Here is an 18,051-nt window from a genome sequence, read left to right on the forward strand (position 1 = left end):
GGTTGAAAACTCTGAAGGGAGCACGTCCTCCGGAGAGTACAAACCTCTTCTGGAAATTGCCAATGACATCTGGAAATCGTGCGGCTTGGAGCCCCTGACGCGTCTTGAGAGTCACGGCTCTTTAGTTAGGAAACTTGGAAGAAACTTTAAAATCCGATGAATCGTTGAACTACGAAGTCGCTAAAATATAAAATCAGCTAAAGGCTTGGTACTCACGGGTTGTACCGCGAAATCGTTTTAAAAATCAAGGAAAAGTCGGGATAAAGAACGCGCCCTGCCACCCGACAATTTGTCCGAGTCTGGTACCCAGCGGTACGCCCATAACTGTCGCGACAATCGTGCCGCCCATGACCATCGCCAGCCCGAGCGACTGCCGTCCAAAGGGCGCCACGCGCGCCGCGAGCGGCGTCATAATCGACCAAAAGACGGAGTGCGTTACAGCCACGCAAATTCGCGCACCCATCAGCTTCTCAAAGGTATCGGCCCATAAAACTAGAAAATGGCTCAGCGCGAAGATAAAAATCAGCCATAGCAGAAGCTTTCTTCTCTCCAGCTTTGCCGTGACGATCGTCAGCGGAAGCGACAGAAGTGAAACCACCCAGGCATAAACCGTAATGATCAGACCCGTCTTGGATACCGACTCTCCGATCGACTCCGCAATATTGGGCAGCAGCCCGACCGGAAGAAACTCAGAAGTATTGAAAACAAACGCCGCAGCCAGTCCGATCGTCGGAAGCCAGGCCTGCAGTCCGAACTTGTGTCTCTGTGGTGCAGACATGCTTAGCTCTGCTTTATTCCATTAGTTCAGATCCCAATCCGAATCCCGCTGAGACCAAGGATCGATACTCAGCACATAGCGAAGCACCTTGTCATCCTTGTCGTCAAAATCAACCCACAGTGCCATTGGAAAGCCGGCTTCATCCTGATAACGATACATGTAGGTGTGTTCGCCAAGCAGCTTGTAGTGCCATGTTTCGCAGGGCCGGCCGAACATGACGTAAATGTCTTCGCTGTCCATCACTTTCGGCTTGATCTGATTGAAGTACTTCTGCTGCAGCAGCTGATCTTTGAATACCAGATGTCCCTGCGGATCAAAAATCATCAGGTAAGACCTCTGTTCCATCGGCTGCATCGAATACACAACGCGTTTTGACCCGTCCGCGAGCGTCACCTCCGAATCCGGTTTGCCAAGCTCGGAAACCGTGTGATCATAGGTGTCGTTCATCTTGATCAGGTCAGGATGCGCGCACGCCGAAAGAAAAACGATCGCGAGCGCACCCAAAAAGATTCTCAAATAATTCATCACTGTTACTTCTCCTCGTCTGACTCTTCGGTCTGCTCCGGATAGTTCGAATGCAGCTGATTCAAAAAGCCTAAATAAACCGCTTTAAAAGCCTTCTCCGAACAGCCCATCAGAACGGCATCGTCCAGCGCTTCTCTAAGCATCTCCGAGATTTCCTCGTAATTCTCATCCATGACTTTTATTTTTTCCGTACAGGATACGGGAGAGCCGTCCGGCTTTCGCCACAGACCTTTACGCTGTTCACTGATTATTTCTGCTTCTTTGGCCATAATTCTCAAACTTTTTCAGAACTTTTTTCATCTCAGCGGAGTCTAATAACTTACAGCCGCCAAGCTTCTGTATTTCAGCCCACATTCGGGCCAAATTTTCGATTTCCCGAGCCAGCCCTTCTGCCTCTTTCGCATTGGCCCCGCAGGCGACTGCTCCGTGGTGACTCAGAAGACAGGCTCTGCCGCTCTCGCCCAGTGTCTTCACGCAGCCCTCGGCGAGCGCCTCTGAACCAAATGTCGCATACGGCGCACACGGAATGCTTTCAGTTCTGCTCACCGCCGTCATATAAGTAAACGGAGGAATGCTTTCATCACGACAGGAAAGCACCGCCGCAAACGGCGAATGTGTGTGCGCAATGGCTCGCAGCTCAGGACGAGCAAGGTAAATTTCCGAGTGAAGACGCCACTCCGACGAAGGTTCGCGAAAGCCGAATGAGCAGCCGTCAGACAGGCGGACAAAGCATATATCTTTGGGCTTCAGACAGTCGTAGCTCATGCCGCTCGGCGTAATCAGAAATCCTTCTCCCTCTTCTGAAACTGTTCGGATAGAGAAATTCCCGCTGCTGTTGATGTTCAGCCCCTCGTGAGCTAGGCGTCTTGAACACTCAATCACCATACGGCGCAGTTTTTTATTGCTCGGCATCTTTTCCGTCCTTCCATATTTCTTCAAGCTCATTGGCTGCAAAAACTCCCTGATCCGTCACAAATGCAGTAATCAGCCGCGAGGGCGTTACATCAAAACCGGGATTCATAACTTTCTGCGAGCGGCTTGTAATGAACACCGAAGCAGGAAGACCATTCTCATCTGCGCCGTAAACGCGCCGGATTTCATCTCCGCTTCTTTCCTCGATTGGGATCCCGCTTCCGTCTTTCAGCGACGCGTCAAATGTCGAAACCGGAGCCGCAACGTAAAAAGGAATATTGTTGTCCGCCGCACTGAGCGCTTTGAGATACGTCCCGATCTTATTGGCCGTATCTCCGTTTGCTGCGATTCGATCTGCGCCGACAAAAACCGCGTCAATAAGCCCTTCGCGCATTAAGTGCCCGCCCGCATTGTCCGCAATCAGACTGACCGGTACGCCGCAACTGCATAATTCCCAAGCGGTCATGGCGCCCTGAAGTCTCGGTCGGGTCTCATCTGCGTAAACTTCAATCGGTATGCCTTTCTGATGCGCCGCATAAAAACCCGCAGTCGCAGTTCCCGGCCCGACCGTCGCCAGAGCGCCTGCGTTGCAGTGCGTCAAAAGCCGAACCGGACGACCGAGCTTTCGATAAAGCGCTTCGATAATGCCTAAGGCATATTTGCCGATTTTCAAACTCATCCGGCGCTCCTGCTCAAGAATACTTTCCGCTGAATCCCACGCGGCCGCTTCCCTTTGAGAAGCAGGCAGAGAAAGAAGCGCTTGCAAAACCTTATCTACCGCCCAGGCAAGATTGACTGCAGTCGGCCGGGCAGATTTAACCCTTTCGGCCGCTTCATTCAGCGCCTTATTCGAAGAGTCTTTGCTGCAGGCGAGCGCCATCGCGGCGGCCCCGGTGATGCCGATCAGCGGCGCGCCCCGAACCGCCATACTGCGAATCGCCTCACAGGCCTGCTCCTCGTTCTGCAGAGAGAGGACCGCGACGCAATGCGGAAGCGCTCGCTGATCCAGAATTTCAACGCTCCGATTAACTGAATTTATGCGGATTGTCTCCCGCTCGAGCGGCTGGCTAAGCTCAAACATGCCTTTCTCCGAATGTTTTCGTCATGAATCAGTAAAATTGTAAAGATATCCGAATATCGGAAACTGATGCGTTAATTTCTGAGAATTAACGCGCCCTGCGGTAAATTAGTCCGAATAGTCTGCGCCTAGAGAGCTCATTAAAATGGATTTCAGTCACTATTTAAACAGTCTGCTCAACCCGAAAAACATTGTCGTCATCGGAGCCAGTGAGCGGGAAGGCAGTTACGGGACCCTGATCTGGAACAATCTTCAGGCAGCGTCGCCGAAAGCCAAACTGTACGCCGTCAATCCGAAATATAAGAAGATCGGCAGCGCACGCTGCTACTCGTCCGTGACTCAGATCCGCTCTGATGCCGACCTGGTCATTATCGTCTCGCCACCTGAAACTTATCTGAAAGCCATCCCGCAGGCTGTAGAGAAAAACTGCCGCTTCATTATGCTCTGCGGAGGATTCTCAAAATCAGAGCTGACCGACGAAATCACCCGACTGATCGATGAAACCGCGGCCTCGGGAATCAAAATTATTGGCCCCCAGTCCCTCGGCTTTATCTGTCCGAGAGCCGGAATCAACGCATCCTTTTTCCCTCAGATGCCGACAGCCGGCTCCGTGGGACTCGTCAGCCAGTCGCCCGGTCTCTCCTGCTGCATGATGAACATCACAGACGGCTTCTCTTTCGTAATAGACCCCGGTTTAGAGCGCACTTTAAGCGCGGCTGATTACATCGATATGCTGGCGCACGACAATGCGACCAAATGCATCGCCCTTTACCTGGAATCGTTCTCCGAACCGAGAAAACTGCTGTCCGCTATACGAGCCGCATCGCAGAAAAAACCGGTCATCCTGCTCAAGGGAGGTCAAACTGCGGGATCGGCCGATATTGTGATCAACAACAGCGGTGCCAGAGAAGATGAAGACGGAGTGATGGAAGAGGCACTGCGCCGCTCCGGCGTATTGCTGGTCAATTCATTACGGGAACTCAATTACGCAATTCAAGTCTTCACGGCCGGACGTGAGCTAACTCAGGACACCTTATTCGGCCTCGTCAACAGCAAGGGCCTGGACTCGCTTTTGGCGGATCACGCCTATCGAAACGGACTTAAATCTGCGTCCATCGACAGCGATACCGCCCAAAAGCTCCGTGACGATTTCCATGTTTCTTTCCCGTTTGCGAATCCGATCAATGTCGGTCTCGGCGCTTCGGCTTCCGAAACCGCGGAAATCATCCGGCTGCTCCTATCGCTGCCTCAGTGCGGCGGCATGATCGCAGGTATTGTGATTACACCGGCTTTCAACCCTGAGGAGTTTACGGATCTCATCATCTCGACTGTCGAAAAATCCCGCAAGCCGTTCATCATGACCTGGATCGGCGCGGAAATTAATATGCCCGCGATCCAAAAACTTCGTGCGGCGGGAATTCCTGCCGTCTCCGATATGAGAGGCGCCTGCATCGCCCTGAGACTCCTTAGCGAGTACCGACAGTCAAAGCAGGACAGCCTTTTCGGCACCTTCTCCGTCAAGCCGATTAAAAGTGAGGACTTCGAAGGCGCGAGGAAAATCGTGCGCACAGCGGTCTCTCAGAACCATCGCCTTCTCTACGAGGAAGAAGCGAAAAAACTGCTCGCGAGTATCGGAATTGAAACGACGGCCGGCATTTCCGCCGGCTCCCTTGGAGAAGCCATTGAAGCGTCCAAAGCCTTGGGCTTTCCGCTTGCAGTGAAACTTCGAATGGACGGCCTCGTGTCAAAGAGCGAAGCGGGCGGCGTCATACTCGGCGTGCGCAGCGAACGAGAGCTCAAAAACGCTTGGAAAAGCCTTAAAGAACGAGTGGCCTCAATGTTCAGCGCGGAGGAGCGCTTCGGCGTCTTCCTCCAAAAAACATTAGACACAAACAATAAGCGAGAACTTAAAGTCGGCTTGAAGATCACTCGGCACTTCGGCCCGATCGTTTACCTGCAGGTCGGAGGCCTCTACGGACCGATCTGCGGCGCAAGTGTCTTCAGTTTTGTTCCGCTGTCGCTGAATGATGCGAAGCGGATGATCGCGCAGGAACCTTTCAAAACCTTGCTCGGCGCATATAAGGGCTTAGGCAGCTGTGATACCGAAGCGATTATTCGTATCCTGATCAGACTTTCTGAACTGGCAGTGGAAATTCCCGCACTCCGGTCCATAGAAATTGACCCTCTGCTGTGCGGACAAAGCGATGCCATCGTGCTCGATGCTCTTTGTGTCATCGGCTCCGACGAGCTTCGCTCTGACGAAAAGGCTTCTCATCTCATTCTGCCTTACCGGCGCCCGACTGAGAAAAAAGAAACCGGCAGATTCGGACTCCTGAAGTTCTGCTCCGCCTCCTTGGCAAATAAAGAGGCTTTCTTAAGCTACCTGACCTCGCTTTCGGACAACAGCCGCCGACTTCGATTCCACAGCGCGAACACTTCCCTGGAAATCGCTGCCGCATCCTCGCTCAGTTACGACCCGGACAGAACGTTCTCAATTCTTGCACTGGAAAACAAACAGGACAGAGACGAAGTCGTCGCTGAGGCGCGCTTCTCTTTGCTTCCGAACGGAGAGGATGCAGAATTCGGAATCTCTGTCCGAGAAGATAAACAGGGGCAAGGCATCGCCTCTGCTCTGATGTCAGAACTTGAGGCTGAAGCAAGGGCTCGGGGCGTTCGTTCACTCATCGGATATGTGCTCAAAGGCAACGACAGCATGGCCTATATGATGGGCAAGCGCGGCTATCGCAGAGAAACTGACGAGAACGATCCGCATGTGGATCTGTTTGTTCTGGATACGTCTGCTGACTCGAATTAGTCAGAAAACGGAGTCTTTCAGACAGTTTTAACTCAGAATAAAGAAAAATCGGCCGCGCCGCAGAACTTTGCGAAGGCGGCCTTAACGTTATTGGAGATAATTGATTATGGCTATCGTCACAACAATCGAAGGAAGCATCGCGAAGATCTCCATCGATCGTCCGGAAAAGAGAAACACACTTGACACAGAAATGTGCCGGGAACTCAGCAGACAGTTAATCGACCTCAGCGAAGACAATCGCGTTCGGGTGATCATGCTCACCGGACAGAACAACGTGTTCTGCGCCGGACTGGACATCGAGGCTCAGGTCAAAGGCGACAAGGAGCTCTTTGAGTCCTTCCGCAGAGTCATCGACGCATTGGATGCCTGCACCAAACCAATAGTAACCGCTGTTTGCGGACCGGCTGTGGCCGAGGGGGCAGCTCTGCTCTACCACTGCGATCTGATTTTCTGCGGAGAACACGCAATGTTCTCTCTTCCCTCGCTAGCTCTGGGTAAGACTCCGGAATACGGCATCAGCCTGCTTTCGGTAAAAAGCGCCGGCTACAAACTCGCCGCGCAGAAGCTGCTTCTCTCAGAACCGATCAGCGCAGCAGAAGCCGTTGCTATGGGCATTGTTAACCACATTGTCAGCGACGAGAAAGTCACCGCTGCGGCCGACGCGGCAGCTGCCCGCCTCGCTTCGCTTCCGCCAACCGCTCTGAAGGCGACAAAGCGTCTGCTCAAAGCGGCTTATCTCAGCGGATTGAGCGAGCAGCGCAAGCTTGAAACGGAAATTGCCGATCAGCTCGAAGGAAATGCTGAAACGATCGAAGCGTTTAACGCTTTCCTGGAAAAACGCAGCCCTAAGTTCGAAGACTAAAACCAAAACGTGCCCTCTTCCGGATTAGGATTAGAATCCGGATTCGGATTATCAGGACGATAAACCGGCTGAGGACGCCCGTTTTTATCGAGCGCAACAAAAACAAGCTTGGCCTCCGTCACCTTTACGATGCGGTGATTGTCCTTGTGCAGACGCTCCGCATAGACTTCTACGTCAACCGTGATGGAGGTGTTGCCTACTTTTATCACCGTCGCATAAAAAGAAACAACATCACCGACCCAAACCGGCTCTTTGAATGTGAAACTTGTTACCGCCACAGTCGCGGTTCTGCATCCTGCTGTGCGCGAAGCGATGGAAGAGCCGGCCAAATCCACCTGACTCATAATCCATCCGCCGAAAATATCCCCATACTGATTTGTGTCGGGCGGCATCGCAATGACTCGGATTGCAGGCTGTTTATCGGGAAGCGCATCGACCTGATTGGGCATTTTTTCTCCTTTTGTTTGAAATTTGCTCGAGATTGTAAAACCGAAAACGCATCAAAATTAATTCGAAGAAAGTATTCGATACGCCGCCTAGGATTACACGGCTTTCTCAGCGGTATACTTTTCTAAAAGAGAAAAGAGAGATTCAAATGCCAATGATTCAAATAGATAACGTGAGTAAATGGTACGGCGACTTTCAAGTACTGAAAAATTGCTCCGCAAAAGTAGAAAAAGGAGAAGTTGTCGTCATCTGCGGGCCCTCCGGATCTGGAAAATCGACTCTGCTGCGCACTGTCAACGGACTTGAAGATTATCAGGAAGGCCGAGTCATTGTTGACGATATCGACATCGGCGCCCCGGGAACCAACCTCACGCGTCTTAGAGCAAAAGTCGGTATGGTGTTCCAGCATTTCGAACTCTTCCCGCACCTCACTGTCAGCGACAACCTGACGCTCGCTCAGATGAAAGTGCTGAAAAGAAGCCGCGCAGAAGCTGAAAAGCGAGGTCTGGAGCTGCTTGCCCGCGTCGGCCTGGAAAAACAGGCGTCGAAATTCCCCGCACAGCTCTCGGGCGGTCAGCAGCAGCGCGTCGCCATCGCCCGCTCTCTGGCAATGGATCCTGTCTGCATGCTGTTTGATGAACCGACTTCCGCGCTTGACCCGGAAATGATCAACGAGGTGCTGGACGTAATGATCGGCCTCGCTAAGGAAGGAATGACCATGATGGTCGTCACGCACGAAATGGGATTCGCACGGAAAGTCGCAAATCGGGTTCTGTTTATGGATGCGGGAGAAATTGTCGAACAGGCCCCCGCTGAAGAGTTCTTCACGAAACCACGAAGCGATCGTGCCCAGAAATTCCTCGCAAAAATTCTGCAGCACTGAGACATACACAGCACAATTTTGCAGTCCGAGAACCTGCACAACCTTCTATAATGATCTATTCCAATAAATTACTGCCTGCGCTGATGTGAGATGGGCGGGCTTAGATAAGGAACGATCAATGAACGTGGTTTCTGAAGAAGGAATTCTGAACTTAGGCCGGCAGGTGCTGATCGAAGAGGCTGATGAAGTACGAGCTCTGGCCGACAGACTCGGAGAGCCCTTTGTCAAAGCAGTGAAACTGCTTCTTTCTTGCAAAGGAAGAGTTGTCGTCAGCGGCATCGGAAAAAGCGGCCATATCGCACGTAAAATCGCCGCGACCCTGGCTTCTACCGGAACCCCCGCTTTCTTTGTGCATGCCGCAGAAGCCGCGCACGGCGACCTGGGAATGATTACCAAAGAAGACGTTGTCATTGCGATTTCCTACTCCGGCACCTCCTCTGAACTGCTGGCGATTATCCCGACGGTAATTCGCGAAGGCGCCCCGGTTATTTCCATCACCGGCTCGGACGACAATACACTTGCCCGTGAAGCAAACGTCAATTTGAACATTCATGTCACACGTGAGGCCTGCCCGCTCAACTTGGCGCCTACGTCATCGACTACCGCGACGCTTGCCATGGGCGACGCACTCGCCATCGCCTGCTTGGACGCTAAAGGATTCGGTCCGGAAGATTTCGCGCGCTCTCACCCGGGCGGCGCACTCGGCCGAAGACTTCTTATCCACGTATCCGATCTCATGCGCCAGGGCGATCAGATGCCTGTCGTCTTGGAAAACGCTTCCGTAATGGATGCGGTTAAGGAAATCACCAAAAAACGCATCGGCATGACCGCGATTGTCGATTCGGACAACAAGGTCAAAGGAATCTTCACTGAGGGGGACCTCAGACGCCTGATCGAGAAGGTCGGAGACATCCGTTCCGTACCGATCGCTGAAGTCATGACCGCAAACCCGACAACCGTTGCCCCTTCCGCTCTGGCGGCAGAGGCGGCCAAAATACTTACATCCACGCTTCGCAACCAGCTTTTGGTCGTGGATGAAGCCGACCACCTCATCGGCGCTCTCCATGTGCACGATCTGATGACGGCAAAGGTGATCTAATGAAACTGACAGATATCGCGAAAAATATCAAACTGGTCTGCCTAGATGTGGACGGAGTCCTCACAAACGGCTCCATTGTGATTTCCGGAGAGGGAGAACTGTTCAAAGAGTTCTACGTCCGTGACGGACTCGGCATTAAATTCCTGCAGGATGCGGGAATCCAGGTCGCAATCTGTACGGGCCGCACCTCCACAATTGTGACGGAGCGCGCTAAAGAACTCGGAATAACACTTCTGATGCAGGGCCTGAAAGATAAGCGTGACGGCTTGGCAGACATATGCGCTCGCGCAGGCGTCAAGCTTTCTGAAACCGCATACATGGGAGACGATATCCCTGATCTCTGCCTTTTCCCGCTCGTTGCCCTTTCAGCCGCGCCTTCAGATGCTGTTCCTATGATCCTGAGAGAAGCTGACTGGATATCCGCTCAGCCCGGCGGCAGAGGCGCCGTCCGCGAACTCGCAGAATTCATCCTCGAGGCTCAGGACAAAATGGAATATGTCGTCCGCAAAAGATTCAACACGGAAATCTAAATGAAAGACCGCTTTATCTCTTGCATCGCTCTTGGACTCTTGGTCCTGCTTTGCGGATTAAGCTACTGGTACTCCGTCAAAGCCGAACTTGAAAACATCACGCATCTGTCAGACTTGGAGTCTCCGGACTTTATCGCCCGCGACATTACGATTACCAAGTTTGACAAGGACGGCAAAGCCAGCGCGAGAGTTTTCGCCAAAGAAGTGAAACATTATTCGGACGGACATGCCGATGCCGTTCTTCCGGAATACGCCTCCCTTAATCCGAACGAGGCTCAGGTCACAGCCAGAAGCGATACTGCCAAGATGGTGGAAGGCGGCGCCGTGATTCACTTCTATGACAATGTGGACATCCGCCAGGCCGCAAAGAACGGCTCTCCGGCAAGCAGACTTACCACTTCTCAGCTCGACGCCTACCCGGATGACAATATCTATTCGTCAGACAAACCTGCAACGCTTTATCGGGGCGAAGACACCTCCAACGGCGTCGGATTTGACTATGACAACGTGGACCGAACATTTAAACTTCGCTCCAGAGTTCAGACAACCCTCCAGCCAAACACAGTCAAGAACGTTCAGCGATAGAAAAACGCTTCTTCTGCGCCTGTCTTTTCGTTATTCTTTCTAAGACTTGTAGTAGGATACTAAGTTAACTTTGAAGTGACTTTCTTTCTGAATAAAATGAAAAAACTGCCCCTCTCCATCCTTCTTGCCTTATGCTCAGTTCTGCCGGGAATCGCTTCAGCCGAAAGCGCCGACTCGTCTCAGCCGATCCAAATTTTCTCTGACAAGTTCGATGGCGACGATGTGAAACAGGTCGCGGTCTACACCGGCGACGTGGCCGTCCATCAAGGGACCTTGGAAATCCGCGGTGCGAAACTTGTTTTGACAATCGATCCTCAGGGCTATCGCCACGCGGTTATGACGCCTCAAAAGGGAAAGCTCGTCACATTCAAACAGCGTAAAGATGAAAAAACACCCGGCGTCGAAGAATGGATGCACGGCAAGGGCGACAAACTGACGTACAACGAAAAAACCAATGAACTCACTCTGACCAACAATGCTCAGGTCTCGCGCTCGGAAAACGGCGTCATGAAAGACGAAAGCAGAGGAACTGTCATTACCTACAACATGACTACATCCACCGCTGACGTTGTCGGCAGTAAGAATCGCGGCTCAGCCGGCAGAGTATCCACTGTGATTGCGCCGCGCGACAGCAATTTCGACGCGTCTAAACCGATCGAACTTCAGCCGAGCAAAGGAATTAAGAGATGAGCGAGAAACACAGTCTGGACGGAGCAAATGTCCTTGAAGCGCTCAACCTAAAGAAAATCTACGGACAGCGAACGGTTGTCAAAGACGTCTCTCTGCGGCTGCACAGCGGCGAAGTCGTGGGACTGCTCGGACCGAACGGAGCCGGCAAAACAACTACGTTCTATATGATTGTCGGACTGGTCGCATCCAACGGCGGCCAAATCCTTCTGAACGGCGAGTCGATTCAGCACCTTCCGATTTATAAACGCGCGCGTATCGGCATTACGTATCTGCCGCAGGAAAACAGTGTATTTCGTACGCTCACGGTCGAAGAAAATATTCAGGCGATCCTGGAGCTTCAAACTAATCCGGACGGCTCTGCGCTCTCAAAGAAACAAATTAAGGAAGAACTGGACAACCTGCTCAACGAGCTTCAGATCACGCATATCCGAAACAATCTGGCTCCGACCGTCTCTGGCGGAGAAAGACGCCGTACGGAAATTGCCCGAGCGCTCGCCGCAAGACCGAGATTTATTCTTCTCGATGAGCCGTTCGCCGGCGTAGACCCGATCGCAGTTATCGAAATCCAGCGCATCGTTCACTACTTAAAAGAACGCGGCATCGGCGTCCTCATTACCGACCATAACGTACGCGAAACACTCGGCATCTGCGACCACGCCTATATCATCAGCGACGGAAGCGTACTAGCCAGCGGAAAACCTGAGGCAATCGTGGAAAATCCGCTCGTGCGCAACGCATACCTCGGCGATAATTTCTCTATGTAGGAGCTATGGCTCAGACGCTTTCACTGCAGCAGTCTCAGCGCATGGCGCTTACGCCGGAACTGAGACATGCCATATCCATCCTTCAGCTTTCAACTGCTGAGCTGACACAGCTCATTAACGAAGCAATTGATCAAAACCCCCTGCTTGAAGTCTCCGATACGAGTGAAGAGGCTGCCGACAGTTTCGACTCGGATCAGCAGCTGCGCTGGGAAGGCACCGCCTCCGATCAGGAACCCTGGGAGCGAAAAGAACATCCGGAAAGTCTGGCTGAGCATTTACTGCGGCAAGTCGGCTGTCTTTCTCTCTCGGATAAAGAAAAAAGTCTTCTTGCCTGGCTTATCGGCTCATTGGACGACAACGGTTTCCTTTCCGCGCCTATTGAACGGCTCGCAGAGGAGGCAAAGATGCCGGCCGAAATCAGGCTCTCCGATTGGAAGGCCGCTTTGAAACTGCTGCAGAGTTTCGAGCCCTCCGGAATTGGTGCCCGCGACTACAAAGAATCTCTGCTAATCCAGCTGAATCATCGCAGATTGTCAATGCAGTCTGATCCGGTAATCTGCGCGCTGGCCTCTCAAATCGTCCAAGAGCATTTGGAGCTGCTCGCGAAACGAAGTTTCGATAAAATTCGCCCGCTCCTCGGATGCGCATCCAAGGAGCTGGAAGAGGCTGTTCGCCTGATTGCCGCTCTAACACCGCATCCTGCCTCAGAATTTTCAACGGATTCTATTAACTATGTCACTCCGGAAATTCTTGTTCGCAAGACAGGCGAAGGCTGGTGCGCCGAACTGATCGAGGCTTCGCTGCCGAAAGTCAGGCTTAACCGAATTTATGCTGAGGCCGTCACCGACAGCTGTCATGACCAGCTGTGGAAAGACAGACTCCATGAAGCATCCGAGCTGATCAAAAACATCGAACATAGGCGTATCACACTGCTTCGCGTCACTCAGGCGCTCGTGCGGCGACAATCCGATTTTTTTGAATCCGGACCGCTCTGCATGCGCCCTTTGGTCCTTCGTCAAATTGCAGACGAACTTGAGCTGCACGAGTCAACCGTCTCCAGAGTCGTTTCAGGAAAATACCTGCAGTGCGCAAGAGGCGTCTTTGAGCTGAAATATTTCTTCTCTTCGCAAATCGGTGACTCCAATGAAGCGGTTTCATCAATCGCAGTCAAAAACGAAATTGCAAGACTTATCGCCTCTGAAAATCCTTCTAAACCACTCTCAGACGCGAAAATCACCGAGCTTCTCTCTGAGCGAGGGTTCTCCGCCGCACGGAGAACGGTCGCTAAATATCGCGATGCACTTGGAATCGCACCGGCTTCTCAGCGTAAAAAAATTCGCTGATTCACGTTTACAATAACTGATTGATCAAATCGAGTGACGCATTATGAATGCACTGTGCCTGCTTCTAAAGCCCGAAAATATTCTGCTTGGTATTTCACCGAGCAGTAAGAAACGTGTATTCGAACAAGCCGCTCAAGCTCTGTCGCTGATTTACCGACTGGATCGCAAGGAGGTGTTCGACGCACTCATCGCGCGGGAAAAGCTTGGCTCTACTTATCTCGGCTACGGAATTTCTCTGCCGCACTGCCGCCTTCCAAACCTAAGTCAGCCATGCGCCCTTTTCATCCGGCTGCACGGGCAGCTCGAACCCGCCCGCGCCGGAGAAGAACCGACGCACAGTCTGTTCTTTCTCTTGGCTCCGGAAGAAGCCTGCAGCGAACATCTTGAACTTCTGGCCGGCGCCGCGGAAATTTTTTCCGACGAATCCATCCGAACAAAATTATCTCAGGCCAACACTTCGGAAAAATTTTGCGAAGCTCTGAATAAATGGTGCGCTGAGAAGTACGAATCGGATAAACGTGAGAGTTAGATTTTTATGGCAACTTATCAGCAGCTCTTCACCCTCTGCAAGCGCAAGTTTGATTTCAACTGGCTCTACGGCCAGTCTCATGCGGGAGATTCGATTGAGCTCTCGCCCAACGCTGTTAACTATCCGACACTCGCAGTCGGATTCCTAAACATTATTCACCCAGATCGACTACACATTCTCGGACCGGCTGAAATCGCATTCTTTGATCAAATCGGCTCAGAATCCCGAAAGAGCTTGATCGCGAAACTTGCCTCAGACAAATCTCTCGGCTTTGTCCTCTGCGCTAACCTTAGCCTGCAGCCGGATATGGTGCAGGCGCTGATAGAACACGATCTGGTTGTTTTCAGCACTTCGGAAACGCCGGAGCGGGTCCTGACACTCGTAAGACAATACATTGTTCGCCTGCTTGCGCCAAGCTGTTCAATGCACGGCGTTTTTATGGATGTATTCGGCATGGGCATTCTCCTCTCCGGTCAAAGCGGCATCGGCAAAAGCGAGCTTGGCTTGGAATTAGTCACACGAGGACACGGTCTGGTCGCAGACGATGTGGTCGATTTCATTCAAAGAGCGCCTGATTGGGTCGAGGGATCGGCGCCCGCGTTACTTGCGAACCTCCTGGAGGTCCGTGGAATCGGTCTGCTCGACATTAAAACAATCTTCGGAGAAACTGCGGTACGCCGCAAAATGCGGCTTAACCTTGTGGCTGAACTCAAGCAGTTTGATCAGGGCGAACTCATGGAAAGACTGCCCGAGACAGAACTGTTCACCGAAGTGCTCGGACAGCCGATCAGAAAAATGATCATTCCGGTCGGCGGCGGACGAAACCTTGCCGTGCTGGTCGAAGCCGCCGTTCGAAGCGCGATCCTTCAGCTGCGGGGAATCAACACAATTGAGGAATTCTTCCAGCGGCAGCGCAAACTTATGATGGCCGAGGACGGCTTGTAAAAACGGGGACTTGAAATGCAGTTAATCTTGGTGACCGGCCTGTCCGGAAGCGGTAAATCAATCGCGCTGAAGCAGCTTGAAGATCTGGGCTACTACTGTATCGACAATCTGCCCGGTAAATATGTCGTGCCTGTCACAAAGCATCTTCATTCCGTCCGAAGAGAGCATCTTGCCGTTTCACTGGATGCACGCAGCGATGTTTCACTCTCCGAGCTCAGCCGCGATCTTGAAGATCTGGTCGCTTCCGGTGTGCATTTAAGGATACTGTGCCTGACAGCTTCAACAGATGCGCTTGTCCAAAGATATTCCGAGACCAGGCGTCAGCACCCTCTAAGCCAAGCCGACTCAGATTCTCCCGAAACGCTGGTTGAAGCGATTGAAAGAGAAAGGAAACTGCTCGAGCCGATCATGGATGACGCGCATATCATTGACACCACAGGAATGCTCCCCAACACACTGAAGCATTGGGTGCGCAGCTTCGTCAACGCCAAAAAAGGCGCCATCCTCCTCACTTTCGAATCATTCGGGTTCAAAAAAGGACTGCCGATCGCCAGTGACTTGGTCTTCGACGTTCGCTGCCTTCCTAACCCCTATTGGGTTGAAGAGCTTCGGCCGCTAAACGGAAAAGATCAGCCGGTTATCGATTTCCTCAGCAAGGAACCTCTCGTTCGAAGCATGTTCGAAGACATCCGTGGTTTTGTGGAAAAGTGGCTTCCCCACTACGAAGCACAGAATCGGCACTACCTTACGGTCTCAATCGGCTGTACGGGCGGACAGCACCGCTCCGTCTATATTTGCGAGCAGCTCGGAAAATATTTCTCCGAGCGCTGTGAGGGCGTCATTACGCGCCACCGCACGCTCGACGCCGCAAAATAATTTTTCCTGCCTAAGCAAGAAATTCCAGTAAGAACGTCTTTAAAGGCGTCGCAACAGCTGCGTTTGTCAGCTCTTCCAATGTGAACCATCGACCTTCGGGGGGAGACGAGAGCGGAACCGTACTGAGCGAAATCATCAGTTTCAGGTGCGTCAGCCGATGCGTGATGAATCCGCATTCGCGGGCGTCTGAAGGCAAAACCTGCGCCTCAGGAAGGACCCAAAGATTTTTCCAGTACCGACTTTCTCTCTTGATTAGAAGAACTTTTCCGTCCCTGACGTAGATCAGCATATGGATCGGTTCTTCCGGCACAGGAGCGCGTTTCTTTTTGGGCGGATAGCTTTCCTGAAGTCCTTCGGCACATGCTCGGCACATTTTCTGAAGAGGACAAACTTCACAGCGCGGTCTGTTTCTGACGCAAACAGTCGCGCCCAAATCCATCATTGCCTGTGCATAGGCTCTTCCCTCTTCCTTAGGCTGGATCTCTTCGGCTGCAAGCCACAGCTTCTTATCGAGTGCTGATGCACTGAGCCCGTCACCAATAAGCAGCAGACGGGATAAAACCCGTTTGACATTACCGTCTAATATCGGAGACGGAATGTCCGTACATGCGCTGCGTATCGCTCCCGCTGTTGAACGGCCGATACCTGAAAGTGTCACAAGATCCGATATCTCTGTCGGGAAAACTCCGTTGTATCGCTCTGCGACCTCCTGTGCGCAGCGATGCAGATTCTCCGCCCGACTGTAATAACCGAGCCCTGCCCAAAGCTGAAATACTTCCTCCCGGTCGGCTTTAGCAAGCGCTTTAACTGTCGGGAACCGCGACATAAATTTCAAATAGTAAGGAATAACAGTCTTTACCTGAGTCTGCTGAAGCATGATTTCAGCAACCCAGCGCGGATAAGGTTCAGTGGTTTGCTGCCAGGGCAAATCATGTCGGCCGAATTGCTTCTGCCACTCAATAATCGCTCGTGCGGGATCGCTCTTTTTCATTCAAATCAAAAAAATTAGCCGCCTCAATGAAACATCGGGCGGCTGAATAAAATTAAAAAATGATTAGGCCGACTGCTTTCTGTCTTCCATAATGAGGTTGAGCAGAATTGCGGCAAGGGTCGCTGTACCGATGCCTCCAAGTTCAAAACCGCCAATCTTCAGAGAGAAATCGCCTGCGCCGATAATCAGTGTAACCGCAGTCACGATTAAGTTCTTGCTGCTGGCAAGATCAATTTTGTTTTCAATCATGATGCGCACACCGGCAGCGGCAATAAATCCGAATACCACCACAGAAACCGCTCCGAGAAGCGGACCTGGGATAGTTTGAATGACCGCACCAAACTTCGGCGAGAAGCTCAGCAGAATCGCAAACAGACCGGCTACGGGGAAAATCAAGGTAGAGTAGACGCGGGTAGCCGCCATCACGCCAATGTTTTCTCCGTATGTGGTCACGCCGGGGCCGCCGCCGAAACCAGCGATGATAGTCGCTAACCCGTCACCGAAGAATGATCGTCCGATATAGGGATCCAGATTTCTATGCGTCATGACATTGACCGCTTTGATGTGTCCTAAGTTCTCTGCGATCAAAATAACAACCACCGGAACAATGAGGATCATCGCTTCAGGCTGGAAAACTGGAGCGGAGAAATGCGGAAAGCCAAACCAGCTGGCGTCATAAAGCGGCTGAAAATCAATCGGCTTGCCCAGACCCATTAAGTTCGTAAGGATCCAGTAGAAGATATACGCGATCACAATACCGACAAGAATCAGGAGCTTTTGCAGGAAACCGCGAAGATAAACAGCGACAAACCCCATGATCAGAACCGCTGCAGAGGCATACCACTGTTCAAAAGTCGTTGTACCCATCCCTTTTACCGCCACAGGCGCCAAATTAAGGCCGATCGTCATAACGATGGAACCCGTGACAACCGGAGGCATCAGCCGCTCAATCCATTTGATTCCGGTAAACATAACAATGAGACCGACCAAGGCATACACGACACCGCAGGCGATAACACCGCCCATCGCAACCGGAATATTCGGATTCGGTCCGCTGCCGGCATAACCGGTAGCCGCAATAACGACCCCGATAAACGCGAAACTTGAACCCAGATAACTCGGGACGTGACCGCCAACCACCAGGAAGAACAGCAGCGTTCCGATACCGCTCATGAAAATCGCAACATTCGGGTCCAAGCCCATAATTAATGGCGCTAGAACCGTTGAGCCGAACATAATCACAACATGCTGAATGCCCATGGCAAGCGTTTGGCCTAAGGGCAGTGTTTCATCAGGCGCAATAACGCCTGCCGTCTTCACGGACCATTTTGGAAAGTATGAATTTTTCATTTGATTTAACTAGATGGATGCTCCGTACATTCTAATTAATAAAGTCTTA

At 52.0% G+C, this 18,051-nt stretch carries 20 protein-coding genes; 12 read left to right on the forward strand and 8 right to left on the reverse strand.

The window, feature by feature from the left end:
- Positions 1–244: 244 nt before the first annotated feature.
- The 5 genes from E5987_RS00665 to mtnA are packed head-to-tail and all read right to left on the reverse strand — an operon-like array spanning position 245 to position 3,296.
- Positions 245–778, reverse strand: a complete 534-nt coding sequence (locus E5987_RS00665; RefSeq protein WP_237178667.1) for an MFS transporter — start codon at positions 776–778, stop codon at positions 245–247.
- 21 nt (positions 779–799) lie between these two features.
- A complete protein-coding gene (locus E5987_RS00670) occupies positions 800–1,303 on the reverse strand; it encodes a hypothetical protein (protein WP_160334156.1) in 504 nt (167 codons plus the stop codon).
- A 5-nt stretch (positions 1,304–1,308) separates the two neighbouring features.
- Positions 1,309–1,572: a hypothetical protein gene (locus E5987_RS00675; protein WP_160334157.1), complete on the reverse strand. Its 264-nt coding sequence runs from the start codon at positions 1,570–1,572 to the stop codon at positions 1,309–1,311.
- Entirely contained in the window at positions 1,544–2,248 is a 705-nt protein-coding gene (locus tag E5987_RS00680; RefSeq protein ID WP_237178668.1) for a class II aldolase/adducin family protein, read from the reverse strand. Before E5987_RS00680 ends, E5987_RS00675 begins: the two co-directional genes overlap by 29 nt.
- Positions 2,202–3,296 (reverse strand): S-methyl-5-thioribose-1-phosphate isomerase, encoded by a 1,095-nt coding sequence (mtnA, locus tag E5987_RS00685; protein ID WP_160334158.1) that lies wholly within the window; start codon positions 3,294–3,296, stop codon positions 2,202–2,204. Before mtnA ends, E5987_RS00680 begins: the two co-directional genes overlap by 47 nt.
- 142 nt (positions 3,297–3,438) lie before the next feature.
- Here mtnA and E5987_RS00690 point away from each other — a divergent pair, with 142 nt between their 5' ends.
- Positions 3,439–6,108 carry a bifunctional acetate--CoA ligase family protein/GNAT family N-acetyltransferase gene (locus E5987_RS00690; RefSeq protein ID WP_160334159.1) on the forward strand — a complete coding sequence of 890 codons (2,670 nt, stop codon included), beginning with the start codon at positions 3,439–3,441 and terminating at the stop codon, positions 6,106–6,108.
- Between the two features lie 106 nt (positions 6,109–6,214).
- A complete protein-coding gene (locus tag E5987_RS00695) occupies positions 6,215–6,970 on the forward strand; it encodes an enoyl-CoA hydratase-related protein (RefSeq protein ID WP_160334160.1) in 756 nt (251 codons plus the stop codon).
- Here the strand turns inward: E5987_RS00695 and E5987_RS00700 are convergent.
- Positions 6,967–7,419: an acyl-CoA thioesterase gene (locus E5987_RS00700; protein ID WP_160334161.1), complete on the reverse strand. Its 453-nt coding sequence runs from the start codon at positions 7,417–7,419 to the stop codon at positions 6,967–6,969. The two genes, E5987_RS00695 and E5987_RS00700, sit on opposite strands and share 4 nt — an antisense overlap.
- A gap of 152 nt (positions 7,420–7,571) precedes the next feature.
- On the opposite strand from E5987_RS00700, the gene E5987_RS00705 reads away from it, so the two are divergent.
- The 10 genes from E5987_RS00705 (at position 7,572) to rapZ (ending at position 15,661) form a co-directional block, all read left to right on the forward strand.
- Positions 7,572–8,300 (forward strand): amino acid ABC transporter ATP-binding protein, encoded by a 729-nt coding sequence (locus E5987_RS00705; protein WP_202074509.1) that lies wholly within the window; start codon positions 7,572–7,574, stop codon positions 8,298–8,300.
- 118 nt (positions 8,301–8,418) lie between these two features.
- Positions 8,419–9,399 carry a KpsF/GutQ family sugar-phosphate isomerase gene (locus E5987_RS00710; RefSeq protein WP_160334163.1) on the forward strand — a complete coding sequence of 327 codons (981 nt, stop codon included), beginning with the start codon at positions 8,419–8,421 and terminating at the stop codon, positions 9,397–9,399.
- Positions 9,399–9,929, forward strand: a complete 531-nt coding sequence (locus tag E5987_RS00715; RefSeq protein WP_160334164.1) for a KdsC family phosphatase — start codon at positions 9,399–9,401, stop codon at positions 9,927–9,929. The genes E5987_RS00710 and E5987_RS00715 overlap by 1 nt, the downstream gene beginning before the upstream one ends.
- Complete coding sequence (lptC, locus tag E5987_RS00720; protein WP_160334165.1) at positions 9,930–10,514, forward strand: LPS export ABC transporter periplasmic protein LptC; 585 nt, start codon at positions 9,930–9,932, stop codon at positions 10,512–10,514.
- Positions 10,515–10,610: 96 nt separating this feature from the next.
- On the forward strand, positions 10,611–11,204 hold the full coding sequence (gene lptA, locus E5987_RS00725; RefSeq protein ID WP_160334166.1) for a lipopolysaccharide transport periplasmic protein LptA: 594 nt from the start codon (positions 10,611–10,613) through the stop codon (positions 11,202–11,204).
- Positions 11,201–11,968, forward strand: coding sequence for an LPS export ABC transporter ATP-binding protein (gene lptB, locus E5987_RS00730; RefSeq protein WP_160334167.1), 768 nt, complete (start codon positions 11,201–11,203; stop codon positions 11,966–11,968). Before lptA ends, lptB begins: the two co-directional genes overlap by 4 nt.
- Positions 11,969–11,973: 5 nt before the next feature.
- Positions 11,974–13,311 carry an RNA polymerase factor sigma-54 gene (gene rpoN / locus E5987_RS00735; protein ID WP_160334168.1) on the forward strand — a complete coding sequence of 446 codons (1,338 nt, stop codon included), beginning with the start codon at positions 11,974–11,976 and terminating at the stop codon, positions 13,309–13,311.
- A 43-nt stretch (positions 13,312–13,354) separates the two neighbouring features.
- The gene (locus tag E5987_RS00740) at positions 13,355–13,840 is read left to right on the forward strand and encodes a PTS sugar transporter subunit IIA (RefSeq protein ID WP_160334169.1); all 486 of its coding nucleotides are present in this window, start codon (positions 13,355–13,357) and stop codon (positions 13,838–13,840) included.
- A 6-nt stretch (positions 13,841–13,846) separates the two neighbouring features.
- The gene (hprK, locus tag E5987_RS00745) at positions 13,847–14,785 is read left to right on the forward strand and encodes an HPr(Ser) kinase/phosphatase (RefSeq protein ID WP_160334170.1); all 939 of its coding nucleotides are present in this window, start codon (positions 13,847–13,849) and stop codon (positions 14,783–14,785) included.
- Between the two features lie 15 nt (positions 14,786–14,800).
- The gene (gene rapZ / locus E5987_RS00750; RefSeq protein ID WP_160334171.1) at positions 14,801–15,661 is read left to right on the forward strand and encodes an RNase adapter RapZ; all 861 of its coding nucleotides are present in this window, start codon (positions 14,801–14,803) and stop codon (positions 15,659–15,661) included.
- 10 nt (positions 15,662–15,671) lie between these two features.
- On the opposite strand, the gene mutY is transcribed toward rapZ, so the two are convergent.
- Both mutY and E5987_RS00760 read right to left on the reverse strand, forming a co-directional pair.
- Positions 15,672–16,652, reverse strand: a complete 981-nt coding sequence (mutY, locus tag E5987_RS00755) for an A/G-specific adenine glycosylase (RefSeq protein WP_160334172.1) — start codon at positions 16,650–16,652, stop codon at positions 15,672–15,674.
- Positions 16,653–16,715: 63 nt separating this feature from the next.
- The gene (locus E5987_RS00760) at positions 16,716–18,002 is read right to left on the reverse strand and encodes a solute carrier family 23 protein (protein WP_160334173.1); all 1,287 of its coding nucleotides are present in this window, start codon (positions 18,000–18,002) and stop codon (positions 16,716–16,718) included.
- Between the last annotated feature and the right edge of the window lie 49 nt (positions 18,003–18,051).

It is taken from the genome of Parasutterella muris (assembly GCF_009767915.1).
Classification (GTDB): domain Bacteria; phylum Pseudomonadota; class Gammaproteobacteria; order Burkholderiales; family Burkholderiaceae_F; genus Parasutterella; species Parasutterella muris.

What these genes read in the sequence shown, in the direction of transcription:
- E5987_RS00705 (WP_202074509.1), top strand. Translation starts at nt 7,572, where the DNA reads ATGATTCAAATAGATAACGTGAGTAAATGGTACGGCGACTTTCAAGTA.
- E5987_RS00670 (WP_160334156.1), bottom strand. Translation starts at nt 1,303, where the DNA reads ATGAATTATTTGAGAATCTTTTTGGGTGCGCTCGCGATCGTTTTTCTT.
- E5987_RS00700 (WP_160334161.1), bottom strand. Translation starts at nt 7,419, where the DNA reads ATGCCCAATCAGGTCGATGCGCTTCCCGATAAACAGCCTGCAATCCGA.
- mtnA (WP_160334158.1), bottom strand. Translation starts at nt 3,296, where the DNA reads ATGTTTGAGCTTAGCCAGCCGCTCGAGCGGGAGACAATCCGCATAAAT.
- lptC (WP_160334165.1), top strand. Translation starts at nt 9,930, where the DNA reads ATGAAAGACCGCTTTATCTCTTGCATCGCTCTTGGACTCTTGGTCCTG.
- E5987_RS00675 (WP_160334157.1), bottom strand. Translation starts at nt 1,572, where the DNA reads ATGGCCAAAGAAGCAGAAATAATCAGTGAACAGCGTAAAGGTCTGTGG.
- E5987_RS00715 (WP_160334164.1), top strand. Translation starts at nt 9,399, where the DNA reads ATGAAACTGACAGATATCGCGAAAAATATCAAACTGGTCTGCCTAGAT.
- E5987_RS00740 (WP_160334169.1), top strand. Translation starts at nt 13,355, where the DNA reads ATGAATGCACTGTGCCTGCTTCTAAAGCCCGAAAATATTCTGCTTGGT.
- E5987_RS00760 (WP_160334173.1), bottom strand. Translation starts at nt 18,002, where the DNA reads ATGAAAAATTCATACTTTCCAAAATGGTCCGTGAAGACGGCAGGCGTT.
- E5987_RS00690 (WP_160334159.1), top strand. Translation starts at nt 3,439, where the DNA reads ATGGATTTCAGTCACTATTTAAACAGTCTGCTCAACCCGAAAAACATT.
- E5987_RS00695 (WP_160334160.1), top strand. Translation starts at nt 6,215, where the DNA reads ATGGCTATCGTCACAACAATCGAAGGAAGCATCGCGAAGATCTCCATC.
- rpoN (WP_160334168.1), top strand. Translation starts at nt 11,974, where the DNA reads ATGGCTCAGACGCTTTCACTGCAGCAGTCTCAGCGCATGGCGCTTACG.
- E5987_RS00665 (WP_237178667.1), bottom strand. Translation starts at nt 778, where the DNA reads ATGTCTGCACCACAGAGACACAAGTTCGGACTGCAGGCCTGGCTTCCG.
- E5987_RS00680 (WP_237178668.1), bottom strand. Translation starts at nt 2,248, where the DNA reads ATGAGCTTGAAGAAATATGGAAGGACGGAAAAGATGCCGAGCAATAAA.
- hprK (WP_160334170.1), top strand. Translation starts at nt 13,847, where the DNA reads ATGGCAACTTATCAGCAGCTCTTCACCCTCTGCAAGCGCAAGTTTGAT.
- lptB (WP_160334167.1), top strand. Translation starts at nt 11,201, where the DNA reads ATGAGCGAGAAACACAGTCTGGACGGAGCAAATGTCCTTGAAGCGCTC.
- E5987_RS00710 (WP_160334163.1), top strand. Translation starts at nt 8,419, where the DNA reads ATGAACGTGGTTTCTGAAGAAGGAATTCTGAACTTAGGCCGGCAGGTG.
- lptA (WP_160334166.1), top strand. Translation starts at nt 10,611, where the DNA reads ATGAAAAAACTGCCCCTCTCCATCCTTCTTGCCTTATGCTCAGTTCTG.
- mutY (WP_160334172.1), bottom strand. Translation starts at nt 16,652, where the DNA reads ATGAAAAAGAGCGATCCCGCACGAGCGATTATTGAGTGGCAGAAGCAA.
- rapZ (WP_160334171.1), top strand. Translation starts at nt 14,801, where the DNA reads ATGCAGTTAATCTTGGTGACCGGCCTGTCCGGAAGCGGTAAATCAATC.